This is a genomic window from Burkholderia sp. JKS000303, assembly GCF_002563755.1.
Lineage (GTDB): Bacteria > Pseudomonadota > Gammaproteobacteria > Burkholderiales > Burkholderiaceae > Burkholderia > Burkholderia anthina_B.
In genome coordinates this window covers 2674500-2691155 of the sequence record NZ_PDBZ01000001.1, presented here as the reverse complement: position 1 = coordinate 2691155, position 16656 = coordinate 2674500, and the positions used below count along the sequence as shown (strand labels likewise).

Below are 16656 nucleotides of genomic sequence, written 5' to 3'. Positions count from 1 at the left end.
ACTCGATAAAAATTGATAAGCATCACTACATACTGTTTGGAGACAGCAATGAAAAAGAAACTGGGCGTCGCATTCGCGACGGCGCTGACGCTGGCCCTCGCCGGCCCGGCTTGCGCACAAAGCAGCGTCACGCTGTACGGGATCGTCGACACCGGCGTGTCCTACTACAACAACGCCGCACACGGCGGGTCGTTCACCGGAATGCCGACGCTGACCGGCGAAGTGCCGTCGCGCTGGGGCCTGAGGGGCACGGAGGATCTCGGCGGCGGCTACCAGGCCTTCTTCGTGCTCGAGAACGGCTTCCAGCCCGGCACCGGTGCGCTGAACTACGGCGGGCGTCTGTTCGGGCGGCAGGCCAACGTCGGCGTGAACAGTCCGTTCGGCACGCTGACCCTCGGCCGCCAGATGAACATGTCGATGATCGTACTGACCAATGCCGACGTGATCGGCCCGTCGATTCACTCGATGGCGGATTTCGACTCGTACCTGCCGAATGCGCGCAGCGACAATGCGATCGGCTACAAGGGCACGTTCCACGGCGTGACCCTCGGCGCGACCTACAGCTTCGGCCGCGACGCGGCCGGGCCGGCAGGACCGTCGGCCACGGGCTGCGCGGGCCAGGTGGCGGGCGACATCGTCGCATGCCGCCAATACACGGCGATGATCGCGTATGACGCGAGCAATTTCGGGCTCGCCGCGTCGCACGACGTGATGCGCGGCGGCGCCGGCGCGCTCGCGCCGCTGAACAATCCGGCCTACACCGACACGCGCGACATCGTCGCCGGCTACGTGAAGATCGGCCCCGCGAAACTGGGCGCCGGGTGGATCCGCCGCAACCTCGCGGCGGCCGAGCACCTGCAGGCCGACATCGTGTTCGCCGGCGGCACCTATTACGCGACGCCGTACCTTTCGCTCGACCTCCAGGGCGTGCGCTACCTGCAGCGCCGCGAAAGCGCCGACGGCGGCTCGAACGCCACGCTGCTCGTCGGCCGCGCGAACTACTTCCTGTCGAAGCGGACGACCGTCTACACGTCGGTGGGCTACATGTTCAACAGCGCGCTGGCCGCGAACGCGGTCGCCGCCGGCGGGACGGTCGGCACCGGGATGAATCAGCTCGGCGTGATGGCCGGCATCCAGCAGAAGTTCTGAGCGCCGGCCACGGCGCTACGTCAATCGGCGAGCCGGCAATGCGCGAGCTTCAACCCCGGCAGCACCGGCGCGTCGATATAGCCTTCGTTCACGCAACTGAAGCGGAAATTCGCGGATGCCGTGAACGGCTTGATCTCGCCGCCGGGGAATTTCGGTTTCAGCGCATCCTGGTCGGCCACGTCGAAGTGCGTGTCGAACTGCTCGCCGTCGGTCGTCAACGCACCGAAGTACGTGCCGCCCGGATCGCTGCCCATCCGGATCACCGCGCCGACGAACGCGAGGCGCTTGCCGTCGTATTTCGTCTTCGCGGTGCTCATGTCCTGCGTGTAGGCCTCGATCACGGTGCCGTAGTGCGCGTCGATCGCGGGCTCGGCCGCCGGCGCGGCATGAACGGTCTGCTGAACGCCGGCCAGCATCGCACATGCCGCGAGCGCGGCCGCCGCAAACGGCGCGGAAATCTTTTTCATGGGTGGTCTCCCGTCAAACGTGGTGGTTGAAATGATTGAAGGCGACACTGCGCCGGCTGCCCGACGCAGCGCGCAATGCACGCGCACGCGTTTTAATCGTTCGAATCGTGGAACACGGCTGCGATCACTTCACCACCCGCATGGTCGGCTGCGGTGCGCGGCGTCGCGCTGCACGCGACGTGACAGGTAGATGACATGGTGCGGCCCCCGGCTCTCGTTGAATTTCACTGCTTCTGATTTTGGGCGCTACGGTAGCAGACGGCCGCCGCCCCGGCAATCGCGGCACGCATTCCGGATCCGTCTTATTACAATTGCAAATGATTCTCATTACATATATCATGCGCACCCTGCCGTGGCGAAGCCGCTGCGGCCCGCGACCCGATTCTTAGCACTCCGTCACTCACCGATTCATGCCATCCCGTCGACTGCCCCGCCGCGCCCGGACCTTGCGTCCGTGGCGCACAAGCCTGCCTGCCCTGATCACCCTTTGCGTCGCAAGCGGCGCGCATGCGGCCGCGGACGATCGCGCGCCGGCCGCCCCTGCCGCGGCGGCGTCGTCGCCCATGCCCGCGGTGCCGCCCATCGAGCGCGAACTGCCGGCGATCAGCGTCAGCGCATCGGCGACCGCCGATCCGACCGTCGGCTATCAGCCGCGCACCAGCAGCGTCGCCGGCGGCGACGACCGGGCGATCAAGGACATTCCGCAATCGGTCGCGGTGGTCAGCAGCAGCGTGATGCAGGATCAGCAGGCGCGCTCGCTCGACGACGTGCTCGGCAACATCAGCGGCGTCACGCAGACCAACACGCTCGGCGGCACGCGCGACGCGTTCATCAAGCGCGGCTTCGGCTCGAACAATGACGGCTCCGTACTCGTCGACGGCGTGCGCACGCCGGTGCTGCACAGCTATCTCGCGACGATCGACCGCGTCGAAGTGCTGAAGGGCCCGGCATCGCTGCTGTACGGGATGCAGGATCCGGGCGGCGTGATCAATCTCGTCACGCGCAAGCCGGAAGACACGTTCGGCGGCTCGATCTCGGCGTCGCGCACGAGCCACGGCGGCAGCAGCGCGCAGTTCGACCTGACGGGCCCGCTCGGCAAGCCGGGCCAGGTCGCGGGCGGCACGCTCGCGTTCCGGCTCACCGGCGAATACGACACGAGCCGCTACTGGCGCAGCTTCGGCCGCGAACGCGACGCGCTGATCGCACCCGCGCTGTCGTGGCACGACGCGAACACGTCGATCGACGTCAGCTACCAGTACGTCGACTACACGACGCCGTTCGATCGCGGCACCGCGCTCGTGAACGGCCGCCCCGACGACGCACTGCGCTATCGCCGCTACGAGGAAGCGTGGGCGCAAAGCAGCGGGATCCAGGAAACGCTGCGCGCCCGCATCGAGCACCGCTTCTCCGACGCATGGCGCGTGCGCGCGACCTACGGCTGGGGCCGCGACCGCTACGCCCAAAACATCACCCGCGCGACCGCGTTCAACAGCACGACCGGTGCGATGACACGCTCGGCCGATGCGAACCTCGGGCGCAACGACTCCGACCAGATCGCGACGCTCGGCCTGCTCGGCAACCTGACGCTCGCGGGGATGAACCACGCGCTGTACGTCGGCGGCGAATACGAACGACAGCGCAGCTTCCGCGGCGACACGATCCGCGGCACCGCGACGAAGGGTTTCGACCTCTACGATCCCGTCTACGGCCTGCTCGCACCGGGCGGCACGGTGAGTGCGAAACAAAGCGATTCGCTGTCGAAGGTGCACTCGTACTCGATGATCGTGCAGGACTCGGTGAAGCTCACCGACCGGCTGACCGCGGTCGCCGGGCTGCGCTGGGAAGACTGGCAGCAGGAATCGGGGATGGGCCGGCCGTTCGTGTTCGCCGACCGCTCGCACGGCAACGTGTGGCTGCCGCAGTTCGGGCTCGCGTATGCGCTCACGCCGTCGCTGACCGCGTATGCGAACGTGAGCCGCTCGTTCAAGCCGAACGTCGCGTCGAATGTCACGTCGCCGCTCGCGCCGGAATTCGGCCGCGTGCTGGAAGCCGGCCTGAAGTTCAGCCTGAAGCCCGGCATCACCGGCACGCTCGCCGCGTACCAGATCGACAAGCGCAACGTCGCGGTCACGGTGGGCGACATCACGTCGACGATCGGCACCGCGCGCTCGCGCGGGATCGAACTCGACGTCGCCGGGCAGATCACGCGCCACCTGAGCCTGATCGGCAGCTATGCGTACACGAACGCGAACGACCGCGACAGCAACACGTCGCTCGTCAACGTCGCGCGCCACACCGGCAGCCTGTTCGCGGTGTACGACACGGCGATTGCGAACCTGCCCGGACGCTGGCGCTTCGGCGGCGGTGCACGGCTGGTCGGCGCGCGGCCCGGCGATACCGCGAACAGCTTCACGCTGCCCGGCTACGTGACCGTCGATGCGTTCGCGGCGTACGAAACGACGATCGGCAAGTTCCCGACGCGCATCCAGCTCAACGTGAAGAACCTGCTCGACAAGACCTACTATCCGTCGAGCAACAGCAACCTGATCGTCGCGGTCGGCGAGCCGCGGCTCGTCACGCTGACGACGACGGTGTCGTTCTGAGCGCCCGCCACACGGTGAAGCGGCGCGGCGGATCTCACTGATCCGCCGCGCGGCCCCGCAAGGCTATTCCGCGGTGGCGGGACAGACCCGGTAGAACACGATACTGCACAACAACAACGCACCGGCCAGGATGGTCATGCCGATCCGCAGGCCCGCGTAACCGATGATCATGGCACCCAGGATGCCGGACAGGCTTCCGCATGCGTTGATCAGCGCGAAGCCGGCCGCCGCCGCCGGGCCGGACAGCACGCGTCCGGGCAACGTCCAGTAGATCGGCATCAGCGACAGGATGCCCGACGTCGCGACGGTCAGCATCACCAGCGCGAGCCAGAAGTTGTCGTGCGCCGCCGTCGCGACGAACAGGCCGATCGCGGCCAGCGCGACGGGCACCACGCCGTGCCGGCGCAGCCGCCCGGAGCGCTCGGCACGCCGCGCGTTCACGTACATGCAGATCGCGGCGACGCCGAACGGGATGGCCGTCAGCAGCCCGACGTCCAGGCTGTTCGCGACGCCCGCGTCGTGGAACAGCGTCGGCATCCAGAACGTGAGGCCGTAGAACCCGGTGTTGAACAGGATCATCACGACGATCAGCGCATAGATCTTCGGCGAGCGGAACGCATCGGCCACGCGGTGCGACTTGAAGGCCGCCTCCTTCGCGACGTTCGCCTCGATGACCTGCTTCTCGCGCGGGCTCAGCCAGTCCACGTCGGCCGGCTTGTTCCGCAGCAGCATCAGGATCACCACGCCCAGCACCACCGACGGCAGCCCTTCGAGCAGGAACAGCCACTGCCAGCCGTGGATGCCGGCCACGCCGTTCATCGTCTCCATGATCGCGCCGGAGAGCGGCGCACCGAACACGACGGCGATCGGCAACGCCATCAGGAACAGCGAGTACATGCCGCTTTGACGCCGGGCCGGCAGCCACGTGTTGGTGTAGTACATCACGCCCGGGACGAAACCGGCCTCGCATACGCCGAGCAGGAACCGCAGCGAGTAGAACGCCGCCGCGTTCCGCGAGAACACCATCAGGATCGACACGATGCCCCAGGTGACCATGATCCGGGCGATCCATGCCCGCGCGCCGACCCGCCGCAGGATCAAGTTGCTAGGAATCTCGAACAGCATGTAGCCCCAGAAGAACACGCTCGCGCCGAGTGCAAACGACGCATTCGTCAGGCCGAAATCGGCCGCCATCTGCAACTTCGCGAAACCGATGTTGACGCGGTCCAGATAGGACATGATGAAACCGAGGAAGAACAGCGGGACGATCCTCAGTATCACCTTGCGGTACAACGCGTCTTCGTTCCGTGCCTCGATGCCTGCGTCGAGCGCAAGCGCGACATTCGCCGTCATGGTCAGTTCTCCCGATGAAAACACGCGTCTATGCAGCGATGGACCAGCCTGCACGTTCGTGCCGGCCGCCTTCCCGTCAGGCGTGCGGCGTCGCCCGCCGCTCCGCGAGCGCGAGCACGTCGGCCCAGATCCCGTCGTCGACGACGATGCCGTCGCGCCGCTGCGCGATCCGCGTGCGCAGCGCGCTCTGCCCCGGATAGAGCACTTCGCGGCTGTCTTCGGCAAGCTCGGACGTATTCACGTAGTCCGCCACGCCGTCGGCGACGTGGTTCGTGAATGCCTCGCCGCCGAGCTTGCGCGGGTCGATCACGATGAAGACCTGCGAGCAGCCGGTACAGCTTCCCTGCTGGATCGCGTCAATCCCGTTCGTCGCGAGCCCTTCGGACAGCACTGCCGCGAGCACGTCGAGCATGATCGCGAAGCCCGAGCCCTTCCAGTAGCCCATCGGCAAGATGCGCATCGACGCTTCGATCGGGCCGGGCTCGGCGGTCAGCTTCCCGTCGCTGTCGAAGCCGGCGGGAAACGGCATGTTCCTGCCCTTGAGGCGGGTGGCCTGCAGCTTGCCGTACGAGTACTGCGACATCGCCATGTCGAGCACGATATGGCCCTGTGCCCGCGGCACCGCCATCACGAACGGGTTGTTGCCGACGCGCGTGTTCTTGCCGCCCCAGCCGGGCATGCATGCTTCGGTGTTGGTCCAGCAGATCGCGATGTAGCCGCGCTCGGCCGCGTACCACCCGTAGGTGCCGCCCCGCATCCAGTGGGTCGCGTTGCGCATCGCGACGATGCCGACGCCTTGCGCGTCGGCAATCTCGATCGCGCGGTCGGTCGCGGACAGCGCGTTGAGAATGCCGGGGCCGCGATGGCCGTCGCACACCTCGATCGCACCGAATTGCTTGACGCACTCACGCGCGCCGTCGACGTTCACCCACCCCTTGTCGAGATAGTCGACGAAGCGCGCCACGCGATTGATGCCGTGCGAATTGACGCCGTCACAGGTCGATTCGGTATGCACCCGCGCACAGATGCCGGCGTCGCGTTCGCGCATCCCGGCGTTCACGAGCGCCGCGTGGATCGCGCGCTGCATTTCCTCGAAAGCAATCCGGGTCACGATGCCTGTCTCCTGATGTTGGATATCGTTGTGTTCGATCCCGTTGCTGCCGTCGAATCGGCGCGCGGGATTCGCGCCGCTCCGGCTCACCGCGACGCACGATCGCATCGTGCGGCCGGCGCGGCGCGACACGCCCCGGCCGTCGACGCGAACCGGTATCAGCCGCCCCCGAAATCGAGCAGGATCTTGCAGCTTTCCGCGGGATTGCACTCGGCCATCTCGAACGCGTGCGCGACGTCGCGAAAGCCGACCTTGTGCGTGACGATGTGCTCGGGTTCGATCAACCCGCGGCTGATCCAGTCGATGACCTGCGGGAACATCGCGCAATTGAGCCGCGAAGCGGCCAGCGTCAGTTCCTTCTTCGTCAGCTCCGCCTGCACGATCGCCGACGGCTCAGACGAAAACCCGAGCACGCCGATCCGGCCGGCCGGCGCGGCGAGCCTCACGGCTTCCTCGAGAATCGACGGATGGCACACCGCATCGAAAATCAGCGTCGGGCCGCCGTCGACGCCCCGCTGTTCCAGCGCGTCGGGCAGCGACTCGACGCTCGTGTTGATGATCTCGTCCGGCGCCGCGCCGCACTTGCGCGCGAGCTGCAGCCGTGCGTCGAGCCGGTCGGTGATGAACGCACGAATGCCGTACACGCGCTTGAGCACCTGCAGGATCGTCAGCCCGACGGTGCCGGCGCCGTAGATCAGCGCGACGTCGCCCGGCAGCACGCCGGTGCGCGACGTCGCGTTCGCGGCCACCGCGAACGGCTCGACGATCGCCGCGCAAGTATCGGCGATCGCTTCCGGAATCCGGTACGCATTGCCGGCCGGCACGCACGTGTACTGGCTGAAGCCGCCGTCGCGATGCACGCCGAGCACGGTCAGGTGCCGGCACACGTTGCGCCGGCCGATCGTGCACGCGTGACACTGCCCGCAGCTGATCACCGGATCGACCGCGACGGTCTCGCCGAGCCACGCGGCGTCGACGCCCGCGCCCACCGACTCGATCGTGCCGACGAATTCGTGGCCGATGATGCGCGGGTACGACACGAACGGATTCTTGCCGTGAAAGATATGCAGGTCCGACCCGCAGATGCCCGCATAGCGCACCTTCACGCGCACTTCGCCGGCGGCGGGCGCGGGCAGCGGCACTTCGCGCACGCTCATGCTGTTCGGACGATCGACAACGACGCTCAACATTTCGGTTCTCTCCTTCGGATCTTCGCGGCTCACCAGTTCCACATCGAACCGTCGCGCAGCCGGGCGACCGGCAGGTACGCGCGCTCGTACGGATATTTCGCGGCCAGCGTCTCGTCGATGTCGACGCCGAGGCCCGGCACGTCGTCCATCACCAGATAGCCGTCCTCGAAGCGGTAGTTGTGCGGAAACACTTCATCGGTCAGCGGGCTGTGCGGCATCAGTTCCTGGATGCCGAAGTTCGGCGCCCATAGCCCGAAGTTCACGGCCGCCGCCATGCAGACGGGCGACAGGTCGGTCGCGCCGTGGAAACCCGTGCGCACCTGGTACATCGCCGCGTAGTCGGCAATGCGCCGCACGTGCGTGATGCCGCCCGCGTGCACGATGGTCGAGCGGATGTAGTCGATCAGTTGGTCGCGGATCAGGTCCTTGCAATCCCAGATCGAGTTGAACACCTCGCCGACCGCGAGCGGCGTCGTCGTGTGCTGGCGGATCAGCCGGAACGCGTCCTGGTTCTCCGCGGGCGTCGCATCCTCGAGCCAGAACAGCCGATGCGGCTCGAGATCGCGGCCGAGCCGTGCGGCCTCGATCGGTGTGAGCCGGTGATGCGCGTCGTGCAGCAGGTGCGGCGCATCGCCGACCGCGTCACGCACCTTGCGAAACAGTTCCGGCGTGTGGCGCAGGTAGAGCGCGGTATCCCACGGCTCCTCGGGCGGCAGCCCCTTCTCGGCCGGCTCGTACGCGCCGGCCGTCTTGCCGACGCCGTACACCTTGTCGAGCCCCGGCACGCCGGACTGCACGCGAATCGCGCGGTAGCCGGCCTCGATATGCTCGCGCACCGCGTCGACGGCTTCGTCGTGATCGCGCCCGTTCGCGTGGCCGTACACCATCAGGCCGTCGCGGCTCTTGCCGCCGAGCAGCTGATAGACGGGCATGCCCGCCAGCTTGCCCAGGATGTCCCACAGCGCCATGTCGATCGCGGCGATCGCCGTCATCGTCACGGGCCCGCGCCGCCAGTACGCGCCGCGATACAGGTATTGCCAGATGTCCTCGATGTTGCGCGGGTCGCGGCCGACGAGGCACGGAAACACGTGGTCTTCCAGATAGGCGCGCACCGCGAGCTCGCGCCCGTTGAGCGTCGCGTCGCCGAGGCCGTAGACGCCTTCGTCGGTCACGATCTTCACCGTCACGAAGTTCCGGCCCGGACACGTGACGATGGTCTGCAAACGTTCGATTTTCACTGCGCTCCTCCAGCGGGCGTTTCAGTCGACAAAGTAATGCGGCGCGCGGCTGCGCACTTCCGGCAGATGCGAGCCGATCCGGTCGACGTGCGTCGCGACCGACGCGCCAAGCAGCGCCATGTTGCGCGACGCGATGTGCGCGAGGATCTGCTCGTGCTCCTGCAGCGCGCGGCGTGCGTGATCCTCGACGCGATCGAGCAGCAGCCAGCGCACGCGGTCGAACTGGCGCTTCATCGGCTGCAGCATTTCCCACACGTGCGGCCGGCCCGCGAACGCGAACATCCGGCCGTGCATCGCTTCGTCGAGATCGAAGAACGCCTCGACGTCGCCGGCGGCCACCGCGTCGCGCTGCGCATCGATGATTCGCGACAGCTCCGCGATCTGCGCCGGCGTGATCTTCTGCGCGAGCTCGACGTGGTTCGCGCATTCGAGCGTGCTGCGCGCGAACCGCCCTTCCTCGAGGATCGACACCGGAATCGGCGCGACCAGCGTGCCGACCTTCCGGATGATCTGCACGAGCCGCTCGTCGGCGAGCTGCGCGAACGCCTCGCGCACCGGCGTGCGGCTGACCTTGATCGTCGTGGAGATCACCGCCTCCGACAGCGCGGTGCGTGGCGGCAGCGCGCCGCGCACGATCGCGTGGCGCAGCAGCGCATGCACCTGCTCCGTATATGACCGGCTCTCGTCCAGCGAGAACCCCTGCAACGCCGTCACGACGACGTCCTCTTCTTCCAGTGCTGCCGTTTCGCTCATGGTGATGGCTTGATCCAGCTCGATATCGATAACTACCATGGTACAGAAGCGATCCATTTCAGGCGATCTAGCGTTTACACCGATAAATTTGCAAATAAACTCGAAATAACCTGCACGGACTTCACGATCTACCATGGTACACATCCATTCCGACCGTCATGTCATCCGCCCCCGATTTCCTGCGCACCGCGCCGTCCGGCACGCGCCGCCCCCGTTATGACCGGCACGCGGTCCGCACGGGCATCGTCCATCTCGGCCTCGGCGCGTTTCACCGCGCGCACCAGGCGCTCCATACGGAGACGGTGCTCGAACAGGGCGACCTGCGCTGGGGGATCGTGGGCGTCGAGCTGCGGCGGCGCCACATGGTCGACCTGCTCGCCGCGCAGGATCATCTGTACACGGTGACCGAACGCGATGGCGACGGCGCACGCACGCGCATCGTCGGCGCGGTGCACGGCGCGCTGTTCGCGCCCGAATCGCTGCCCGCGCTGCTGGCGCTGATCGCCGATCCGGCCGTGTCGATCGTCAGCCTGACCGTGACGGAGAAAGGTTATTGCCGCCGCCCCGGCGGCGGTCTCGATCTCGACGATCCCGCGCTCAAGCAGGATCTCGCGACGCCCGACGCGCCGCGCACCGCGCTCGGCGTGATCGCCGCCGGCCTGCGGCTGCGGCCCGCGCAGGCGCCGCTGAGCATCGTCTGCTGCGACAACATGACGTCGAACGGCGACACGCTGCGCGCGCTGCTGATCGATTACGCGGAACACGTCGACGGCGCGCTCGCGCGGCGCATCCGGGACGACGTCGCATTCCCGAACAGCATGGTCGACCGGATCGTGCCGGCCGCCACACCCGAATCGCTCGACTGGGCGCAAGCGCATCTCGGTGCGCGCGACGCGGCCGCGATCGTCTGCGAGCCGTTCTCGCAATGGGTGATCGAGGATCGCTTCGCCGGGCCGCGCCCGCGCTGGGAAGACGCCGGCGCGCACCTCGTCGCCGACGTGCGGCCGTACGAAACGATGAAGCTGCGGTTGCTGAACGGCTCGCACTCGGCGATCGCGTATGCGGGGCAGTTGCGCTCACGCGCGACCGTGTCCGATGCGATGGCCGATCCAGCCATCGCGGCGCTCGTCGACGGCGTGATGACGCGCGACCTGCTCGCGACCGTCGACGTGCCGCCGGGTTACGACGCGCACGGCTATTGCGCGACGCTCGTGCAGCGCTTTCGCAATCCGACGCTCGCGCACCGCACCGAACAGATCGCGATGGACGGCACGCAGAAGGTGCCGCTGCGCTGGCTGCCCGCGCTCCGCGAAAGTGCGCCGGCCGGCGTCGAACGGCCGTATCTGGAACGCGCGCTGGCGCTCTGGCTGCACTACCTCGCCACCGCGCGCGACGAAGCGGGCCGCGCACTCACGATCAGCGATCCGGGCGCGGCCGCGCTCGGCGCGACGGTGTCGGCGGCCGGCGATGCCGCCGGCGCGGTTCGGGCCGCGCTCGGCAGCGCCATGCTCGCCGGTGACGTGGCGTGGCCCGACGCGCTGATCGAGCGTGTCGGTACGCATCTGGCGACGCTGCGCGCGCACGGCACCGACGCACTGCTCGCGCCGCTGTACACGCGCTGAACGACTACCCGCCCGGTTCGTCGCCGCCGCACGAACCGCGCGATGCCCTTGCCCGCCGACGTCGTTGCCGACGCGGCGGACGATCGACGAGACACGAACATGATGGCCGGCCCACCGGCACGAAGGAGACGGAGATGAAGCAGAAGTCGCAGGCGTGGTTCACGGTGTTCCTGCTGTTCATGGTGTACGGCATCAACTATCTCGACCGCGTTGCGCTGTCGATCGTCGCGCCGATCGTGCAGACCGATCTCGGCATCAATGCCGTGCAGATGGGCCTCGTGTTCAGCACGTTCTTCATCGGCTATGCGCTGTTCAACTTCATCGGCGGGCTCGCGTCCGACCGGCTCGGGCCGAAGCTCGTGTACGTGCTGTCGGTCGGGCTGTGGTCGGTGTTCTGCGGGATGACCGCGCTGACCGTCGGCTTCGTGAGCCTGCTGATCGTGCGGCTGCTGTTCGGGATGGCCGAAGGGCCGTTGTGCTCGGCCGCGAACAAGATGGTCAACAACTGGCTGCCGCGCGACGCCGCCGCAACCGCGATGGGACTGCTCAGCGCCGGCTCGCCGCTCGGCGGCGCAATCGCCGGCCCGATCGTCGGTCTGCTGGCCGCCCGGTTCGGCTGGCGGCCCGCGTTCTGGATCGTCTGTGCGATCGGGCTCGCATGGGTCGTCGTGTGGATGATGTCGACGTCGGACCGTCCGGCCACGCCGGTCAACACGGCACCCGGCGCGCCCGGTGCGGTGTCGGCCCACGCGTCGTCGGCTGCCGGCGCGGCCACCGCGGCACACACGCTGTCGCACTACGTGCGCCAGCCGCGCATCCTCGCGACAGCCGCCGCATTCTTCAGCTACAACTACGTGCTGTTCTTCTTCCTGAGCTGGTTCCCGAGCTATCTCGTGCGCGCGCATCACCTGAACATCAAGGAGATGAGCGTGGCCACCGTCGTGCCCTGGCTCGTCGGCACGGTCGGCCTCGCATGCGGCGGCGCCATCTCGGATGCGCTCTACCGGCTCACCGGCAACCTGCTGCTGTCGCGCCGGATCGTGCTCGTCACCTGCCTGCTCGGCGCGGGCGCGTGCGTGGCCGTCGCGGGCGCCGTGCAGTCGACGCAGGGCGCGGTCGCGCTGATGTCGGTGTCGCTGTTCTTCCTGTACGTGACCGGCGCGATCTACTGGGCGATCGTGCAGGACGTCGTGCATCCGGCCCGCGTCGGCGGCGTCAGCGGCTTCCTGCATTGCATGGGCAGCCTGTCGGGCGTGATCGGGCCGGCCGTGACGGGCTTCATCGTCGATCGCAGCGGCTCGTTCGCATCCGCGTTCGTGCTGGCCGGCGCGATCGCACTCGCGGGCGCCGTGCTGGCCGGCGTGTTCGTGCGCAACGCGCGGCCGTCGGAAGTGCTGCGCGAGCGCGCCGCACACTGACCTCGCACCGTTGTACCGCGCAGCGCGGCACCGCATTCGTCGGTGTCGCGCTGCGCCGTCGTTTCCGCCAATCATCAGACCCTCGAATATCTCCCATCCGATATCGCGATTTCCGTAATCGGTCGCATGCCTCTAGACTGGCAACGCGATGGCACGCTTCGCCGCAGCACGGCGCAGCGGCACGCCCCCCAACAAAAACGATATCGGGAGAGCTCCATGTCCGACCGGCATGCGCGCCGCGACGCGCTCAAGACCCTCGGCCTCGCGGCCGGTTCCGCGCTGCTCGGCGCATCGCGCGTCGCGCAGGCCGCAACGCCCGAACCCGGCACGCTGCTGCCCGGCGGCGCGACCCGCCTCGCCGACCTCACGCGCCGCCTGGCGGCCGCGCCGCGACGGCGCGACTTCAAGACGGTGCCGATGATTCTCGAACGGCCCGACCAGTGGGATCACGCGGCGCTCACCGAGGTGATCGGCTATCGCGGCGGCCCCAAGCAGGTATGGGACAACACCGAGCTCGGCGGCCCGTGGCTGAACCTGATGCGCAACGCGCTGAACGCGCAGATCTGGTCGTTCCGTCATCCGGACTTCCTCGTCGTGTCGGCCACGCACGGCAGCGCACATCTCGCGCTGTTCGACCAGACGGCGTGGGACAAATACGGTCTCGCGACATTCGCCGGCGCCGCATTCGCGACCAACACGCTGCTCGCCGCGAAGCCCGCGCAAGCCAAAGACCCCAGCGATCACGAGCTGGCCGACGGCGCGTTCTCGTCGCACGACAACAGCATCGCGGCGCTGCTGCAGCGCGGCGTCGTGTTCCTGTCGTGCCACAACGCCATCTGGGAACTCGCGCAACGGCTCGACGGCGCGAACGCGAACCCGGACAAGCTGCCGCTCGACGCGCTCGCGGCCGACCTGACCAATCACGTGATTCCGTCCGCCATCGTCACGCCGGGCGCGGTCGGCACGCTGCCCGAGCTGCAGCTGGCCGGTTTCACCTACGCGAAGTGACGCGCATGATGACATCGACCCCCACGCATTCGCCGTCGCGACGCCGCTGGCGCGCCGCGCTGCATGTCACGCTCGCCGCGCTCTGCTGCGCGTCGGCGGTATCGCTCGCCGCGCCGGCCGCCACGGCCGACAGCGTCTTTCCGCCGTGGCAGGACGGTCGCAACAACGACGCGACCAACCGCGGCCTCGCATTCACCGTGCCGCAAGTCGACGTGCTCGCCGACTTCCACGGCGACCTCACCGCGCCGAAGCTCGTGCTGTACGTCGGCGGCAATTACTTCTTCGCGATGGCGCCGCTCGTCGCGAAGTTCGAGGCCGACCATCCCGAATACCGTGGCCGCATCTACTGGGAAACGATCCCGCCGGGCTTGCTCGCGAAGCAGATGCAGGCCGGCGGCACGATCACCGTCGGCAACATGACGTGGACGGTCAAGCCCGACGCGTATTTCGCCGGGCTCGGCAAGGTCAACGAGCTGATCGCGAACGGCACGCTCGAAGGCCCGGCCGTGCCGTACGTGACGAACCAGCTGACGATCATGGTGCGCGCCGGCAATCCGAAGCACATCGCGTCGCTGAACGATCTCGCGCGGCCCGACGTGAAGCTCGCGATGCCGAACCCGGCATTCGAAGGCGTCGCGCGGCAGATTCGCGCGTCGCTCGTGAAGGCCGGCGGCGATGCGCTCGCGCGCACCGTCTACGACGACAAGGTGCGCGACGGCACGACCGAACTCACCCACATCCATCATCGCGAAACCGCGCTGTTCCTGATGCAGGGCCGCGCGGACGCCGGCGTGCTGTGGCAATCGGAAGCCGCGTTCCAGGAGCAGGTCGGGCATCCGCTGATGCACATCGACATTCCATCCGCGCACAATACGACGGCGATCTATGCGGGGGCGATGGTCAAAAATGCGCCGCACCCGGAAGCCGCGCGTGCGTGGCTCGCGTTCATCCGGTCGCCGGACGCGTTCCGGATCTTCGAACGCTACGGCTTCGGCCGCTACGACGCGAGCGCACCGACGCCGCATCCCGCGCCGCAGCAGGCCCCGCCCGACGCGGGCTGACGCGCTGCGGCACGGCTGCGCGCGCAACAAGACAGACAACAAGGAGGGGACACGTGAACGATTCGTTCGACACACGGCGACGCCGGTTCGCGCCGCTGCTGCTCGCCGCCGCGGCGCTGCTGGCCGGCCGCGCGTACGCGGACGACGCGACGCTCGGCAAGACGCTCGCGACACAGGGCTCGACCACGGGCGTGGCCGCATGCATCGGCTGCCACGGCGCGCAGGGCGAAGGCAATGCGGCCGCCGGCTTTCCGCGGCTCGCCGGCACGCATGCCGCGTACCTGTCCGCCCAACTGGCCGCGTTCGCCGACGGCAGCCGCCAGAATCCCGTGATGCAGCCGCTCGCGAAACTGCTATCGGCGCACGAGCGCGACGCGGTCTCCGCGTATTTCGCGAGCCTGCCCGCGCCGGCCGCGATCGCAGCCGGCACCGCGTCGATCGAGCCGGCGAACACCGGCGCATGGCTCGCGACGCGCGGACGCTGGTCGGACGGCCTACCCGCGTGCGCGCAGTGCCACGGCGCGGGCGGCCTTGGCGTGGGCACCGCGTTTCCGCCGCTCGTCGGCCAGCCGGCCGCGTACATCGCCGGCCAGTTGAACGCGTGGAAGCACGGCACGCGTGCCCCGGGGCCGATGGCGCTGATGCCGATGGTCGCCGGCAAGCTGTCCGATGCCGATATCGACGCGGTGGCCGCCTACTATGCGCGCGGCGGCGCCACGACCGGAGACAAACAATGATCGACCGCACGAAGCTGATCCGCCGCGCCCGCGCCGCGCTGCTCGGCGCGGCCTGGATGCCCGCGCTCGCGTGCGCGGCCGCGCAGGACACGCCGGCCGCGGCGTCCGCACCGGCGGCCGCCCAACCCGCCGCCACGGCGAAGCCGTTCACGCCGCCCGCCGAATCCACGCTTCCCGCCGACGACTTCGGCAAGACCGTGAAGCTCGGCGAACAGATCTTCCTCCACACGCCCGAATACGCGGGCAAGTACGTCGGCAACAAGCTGACCTGCGCGAGCTGCCACCTCGACGCGGGCCGCCGCCCCGACTCGAGCCCGATGTGGGCCGCATACCTGCTGTATCCGGCCTACCGCAGCAAGAACGGGCACGTGAACACCTTCGCCGAACGCCTGCAGGGGTGCTTTCGCTACAGCATGAACGGCAAGGCGCCGCCGGCCGGCGACCCGGTCCTCGTCGCGCTCGAAACCTATTCGTACTGGCTCGCGAAAGGCGCGCCGGTCGGCACGAAACTGCCGGGACAGGGTTTCCCGAAACTGCCGCCGCCCGCGCAGAAGGCCGATTACGCGCGCGGCGCCGCCGTCTACTCGCAGCACTGCGCGCTGTGTCACGGCGCGGACGGCCAGGGGCAATCGAGCGGCGGCCAGCCGGCGTTCCCGCCGCTGTGGGGCGCGCGCTCGTTCAACTGGGGAGCGGGGATGGGCGACATCCGCAACGCCGCCGGCTTCATCAAGGCCAACATGCCGCTCGGGCTCGGCGGCACGCTGACCGATCAGCAGGCGTGGGACGTCGCAACCTTCATGGACAGCCACGAGCGCCCGCAGGACCCGCGCTTCACCGGCACGGTGCAGGACACCCGCGCGAAGTTCCACGACACGCCCGACTCGATGTACGGGCGCGAGGTGAACGGCCGCGTGCTCGGCGCGCCGTGACGCGCGAGCGGCGCGGC

General features: G+C 68.4%; 14 protein-coding genes. 8 read left to right on the top strand and 6 right to left on the bottom strand.

The window, feature by feature from the left end:
* Positions 1-48: 48 nt before the first annotated feature.
* Positions 49-1149, top strand: a complete 1101-nt coding sequence (locus tag BX604_RS12980) for a porin (RefSeq protein ID WP_098551140.1) — start codon at positions 49-51, stop codon at positions 1147-1149.
* 20 nt (positions 1150-1169) lie between these two features.
* Here the strand turns inward: BX604_RS12980 and BX604_RS12975 are convergent, their stop codons facing one another.
* Positions 1170-1616, bottom strand: a complete 447-nt coding sequence (locus tag BX604_RS12975) for a hypothetical protein (protein WP_098551139.1) — start codon at positions 1614-1616, stop codon at positions 1170-1172.
* 410 nt (positions 1617-2026) lie between these two features.
* Here BX604_RS12975 and BX604_RS12970 point away from each other — a divergent pair, with 410 nt between their 5' ends.
* Positions 2027-4219 carry a TonB-dependent siderophore receptor gene (locus BX604_RS12970; RefSeq protein WP_098551138.1) on the top strand — a complete coding sequence of 731 codons (2193 nt, stop codon included), beginning with the start codon at positions 2027-2029 and terminating at the stop codon, positions 4217-4219.
* A 63-nt stretch (positions 4220-4282) separates the two neighbouring features.
* On the opposite strand, the gene BX604_RS12965 is transcribed toward BX604_RS12970, so the two are convergent.
* The 5 genes from BX604_RS12965 to BX604_RS12945 form a co-directional block, all read right to left on the bottom strand.
* Positions 4283-5572: an MFS transporter gene (locus tag BX604_RS12965; protein ID WP_098551137.1), complete on the bottom strand. Its 1290-nt coding sequence runs from the start codon at positions 5570-5572 to the stop codon at positions 4283-4285.
* A 76-nt stretch (positions 5573-5648) separates the two neighbouring features.
* Positions 5649-6683 (bottom strand): 3-dehydro-L-gulonate 2-dehydrogenase, encoded by a 1035-nt coding sequence (yiaK, locus tag BX604_RS12960; protein ID WP_098552853.1) that lies wholly within the window; start codon positions 6681-6683, stop codon positions 5649-5651.
* Positions 6684-6841: 158 nt separating this feature from the next.
* A complete protein-coding gene (locus BX604_RS12955; RefSeq protein WP_098552852.1) occupies positions 6842-7873 on the bottom strand; it encodes a Zn-dependent oxidoreductase in 1032 nt (343 codons plus the stop codon).
* Between the two features lie 29 nt (positions 7874-7902).
* A complete protein-coding gene (gene manD / locus BX604_RS12950) occupies positions 7903-9111 on the bottom strand; it encodes a D-mannonate dehydratase ManD (protein ID WP_098551136.1) in 1209 nt (402 codons plus the stop codon).
* A gap of 21 nt (positions 9112-9132) precedes the next feature.
* Positions 9133-9864, bottom strand: a complete 732-nt coding sequence (locus BX604_RS12945) for a GntR family transcriptional regulator (RefSeq protein ID WP_098551135.1) — start codon at positions 9862-9864, stop codon at positions 9133-9135.
* Between the two features lie 158 nt (positions 9865-10022).
* Here BX604_RS12945 and BX604_RS12940 point away from each other — a divergent pair, with 158 nt between their 5' ends.
* The 6 genes from BX604_RS12940 to BX604_RS12915 all read left to right on the top strand — a co-directional run bounded on the left by BX604_RS12940 (position 10023) and on the right by BX604_RS12915 (position 16639).
* Positions 10023-11486, top strand: coding sequence for a mannitol dehydrogenase family protein (locus BX604_RS12940; RefSeq protein WP_098551134.1), 1464 nt, complete (start codon positions 10023-10025; stop codon positions 11484-11486).
* A 134-nt stretch (positions 11487-11620) separates the two neighbouring features.
* Positions 11621-12904, top strand: coding sequence for an MFS transporter (locus BX604_RS12935; RefSeq protein WP_098551133.1), 1284 nt, complete (start codon positions 11621-11623; stop codon positions 12902-12904).
* 216 nt (positions 12905-13120) lie between these two features.
* Complete coding sequence (tetH, locus tag BX604_RS12930; RefSeq protein ID WP_098551132.1) at positions 13121-13912, top strand: thiosulfate dehydrogenase; 792 nt, start codon at positions 13121-13123, stop codon at positions 13910-13912.
* Positions 13913-13920: 8 nt separating this feature from the next.
* Positions 13921-14973, top strand: a complete 1053-nt coding sequence (locus tag BX604_RS12925) for a substrate-binding domain-containing protein (protein ID WP_098552851.1) — start codon at positions 13921-13923, stop codon at positions 14971-14973.
* A gap of 53 nt (positions 14974-15026) precedes the next feature.
* Positions 15027-15710: a c-type cytochrome gene (locus tag BX604_RS12920; protein ID WP_098551131.1), complete on the top strand. Its 684-nt coding sequence runs from the start codon at positions 15027-15029 to the stop codon at positions 15708-15710.
* Positions 15707-16639: a c-type cytochrome gene (locus BX604_RS12915; protein WP_098551130.1), complete on the top strand. Its 933-nt coding sequence runs from the start codon at positions 15707-15709 to the stop codon at positions 16637-16639. The genes BX604_RS12920 and BX604_RS12915 overlap by 4 nt, the downstream gene beginning before the upstream one ends.
* Positions 16640-16656 lie beyond the last annotated feature (17 nt).

Bases quoted from the DNA above. Each gene is read 5' to 3' on its own strand.
- BX604_RS12965 (WP_098551137.1), bottom strand. From the start codon at position 5,572: ATGACGGCGAATGTCGCGCTTGCGCTCGACGCAGGCATCGAGGCACGG.
- BX604_RS12925 (WP_098552851.1), top strand. From the start codon at position 13,921: ATGACATCGACCCCCACGCATTCGCCGTCGCGACGCCGCTGGCGCGCC.
- BX604_RS12970 (WP_098551138.1), top strand. From the start codon at position 2,027: ATGCCATCCCGTCGACTGCCCCGCCGCGCCCGGACCTTGCGTCCGTGG.
- BX604_RS12940 (WP_098551134.1), top strand. From the start codon at position 10,023: ATGTCATCCGCCCCCGATTTCCTGCGCACCGCGCCGTCCGGCACGCGC.
- tetH (WP_098551132.1), top strand. From the start codon at position 13,121: ATGTCCGACCGGCATGCGCGCCGCGACGCGCTCAAGACCCTCGGCCTC.
- BX604_RS12980 (WP_098551140.1), top strand. From the start codon at position 49: ATGAAAAAGAAACTGGGCGTCGCATTCGCGACGGCGCTGACGCTGGCC.
- BX604_RS12945 (WP_098551135.1), bottom strand. From the start codon at position 9,864: ATGAGCGAAACGGCAGCACTGGAAGAAGAGGACGTCGTCGTGACGGCG.
- BX604_RS12935 (WP_098551133.1), top strand. From the start codon at position 11,621: ATGAAGCAGAAGTCGCAGGCGTGGTTCACGGTGTTCCTGCTGTTCATG.
- BX604_RS12955 (WP_098552852.1), bottom strand. From the start codon at position 7,873: ATGTTGAGCGTCGTTGTCGATCGTCCGAACAGCATGAGCGTGCGCGAA.
- BX604_RS12915 (WP_098551130.1), top strand. From the start codon at position 15,707: ATGATCGACCGCACGAAGCTGATCCGCCGCGCCCGCGCCGCGCTGCTC.
- BX604_RS12975 (WP_098551139.1), bottom strand. From the start codon at position 1,616: ATGAAAAAGATTTCCGCGCCGTTTGCGGCGGCCGCGCTCGCGGCATGT.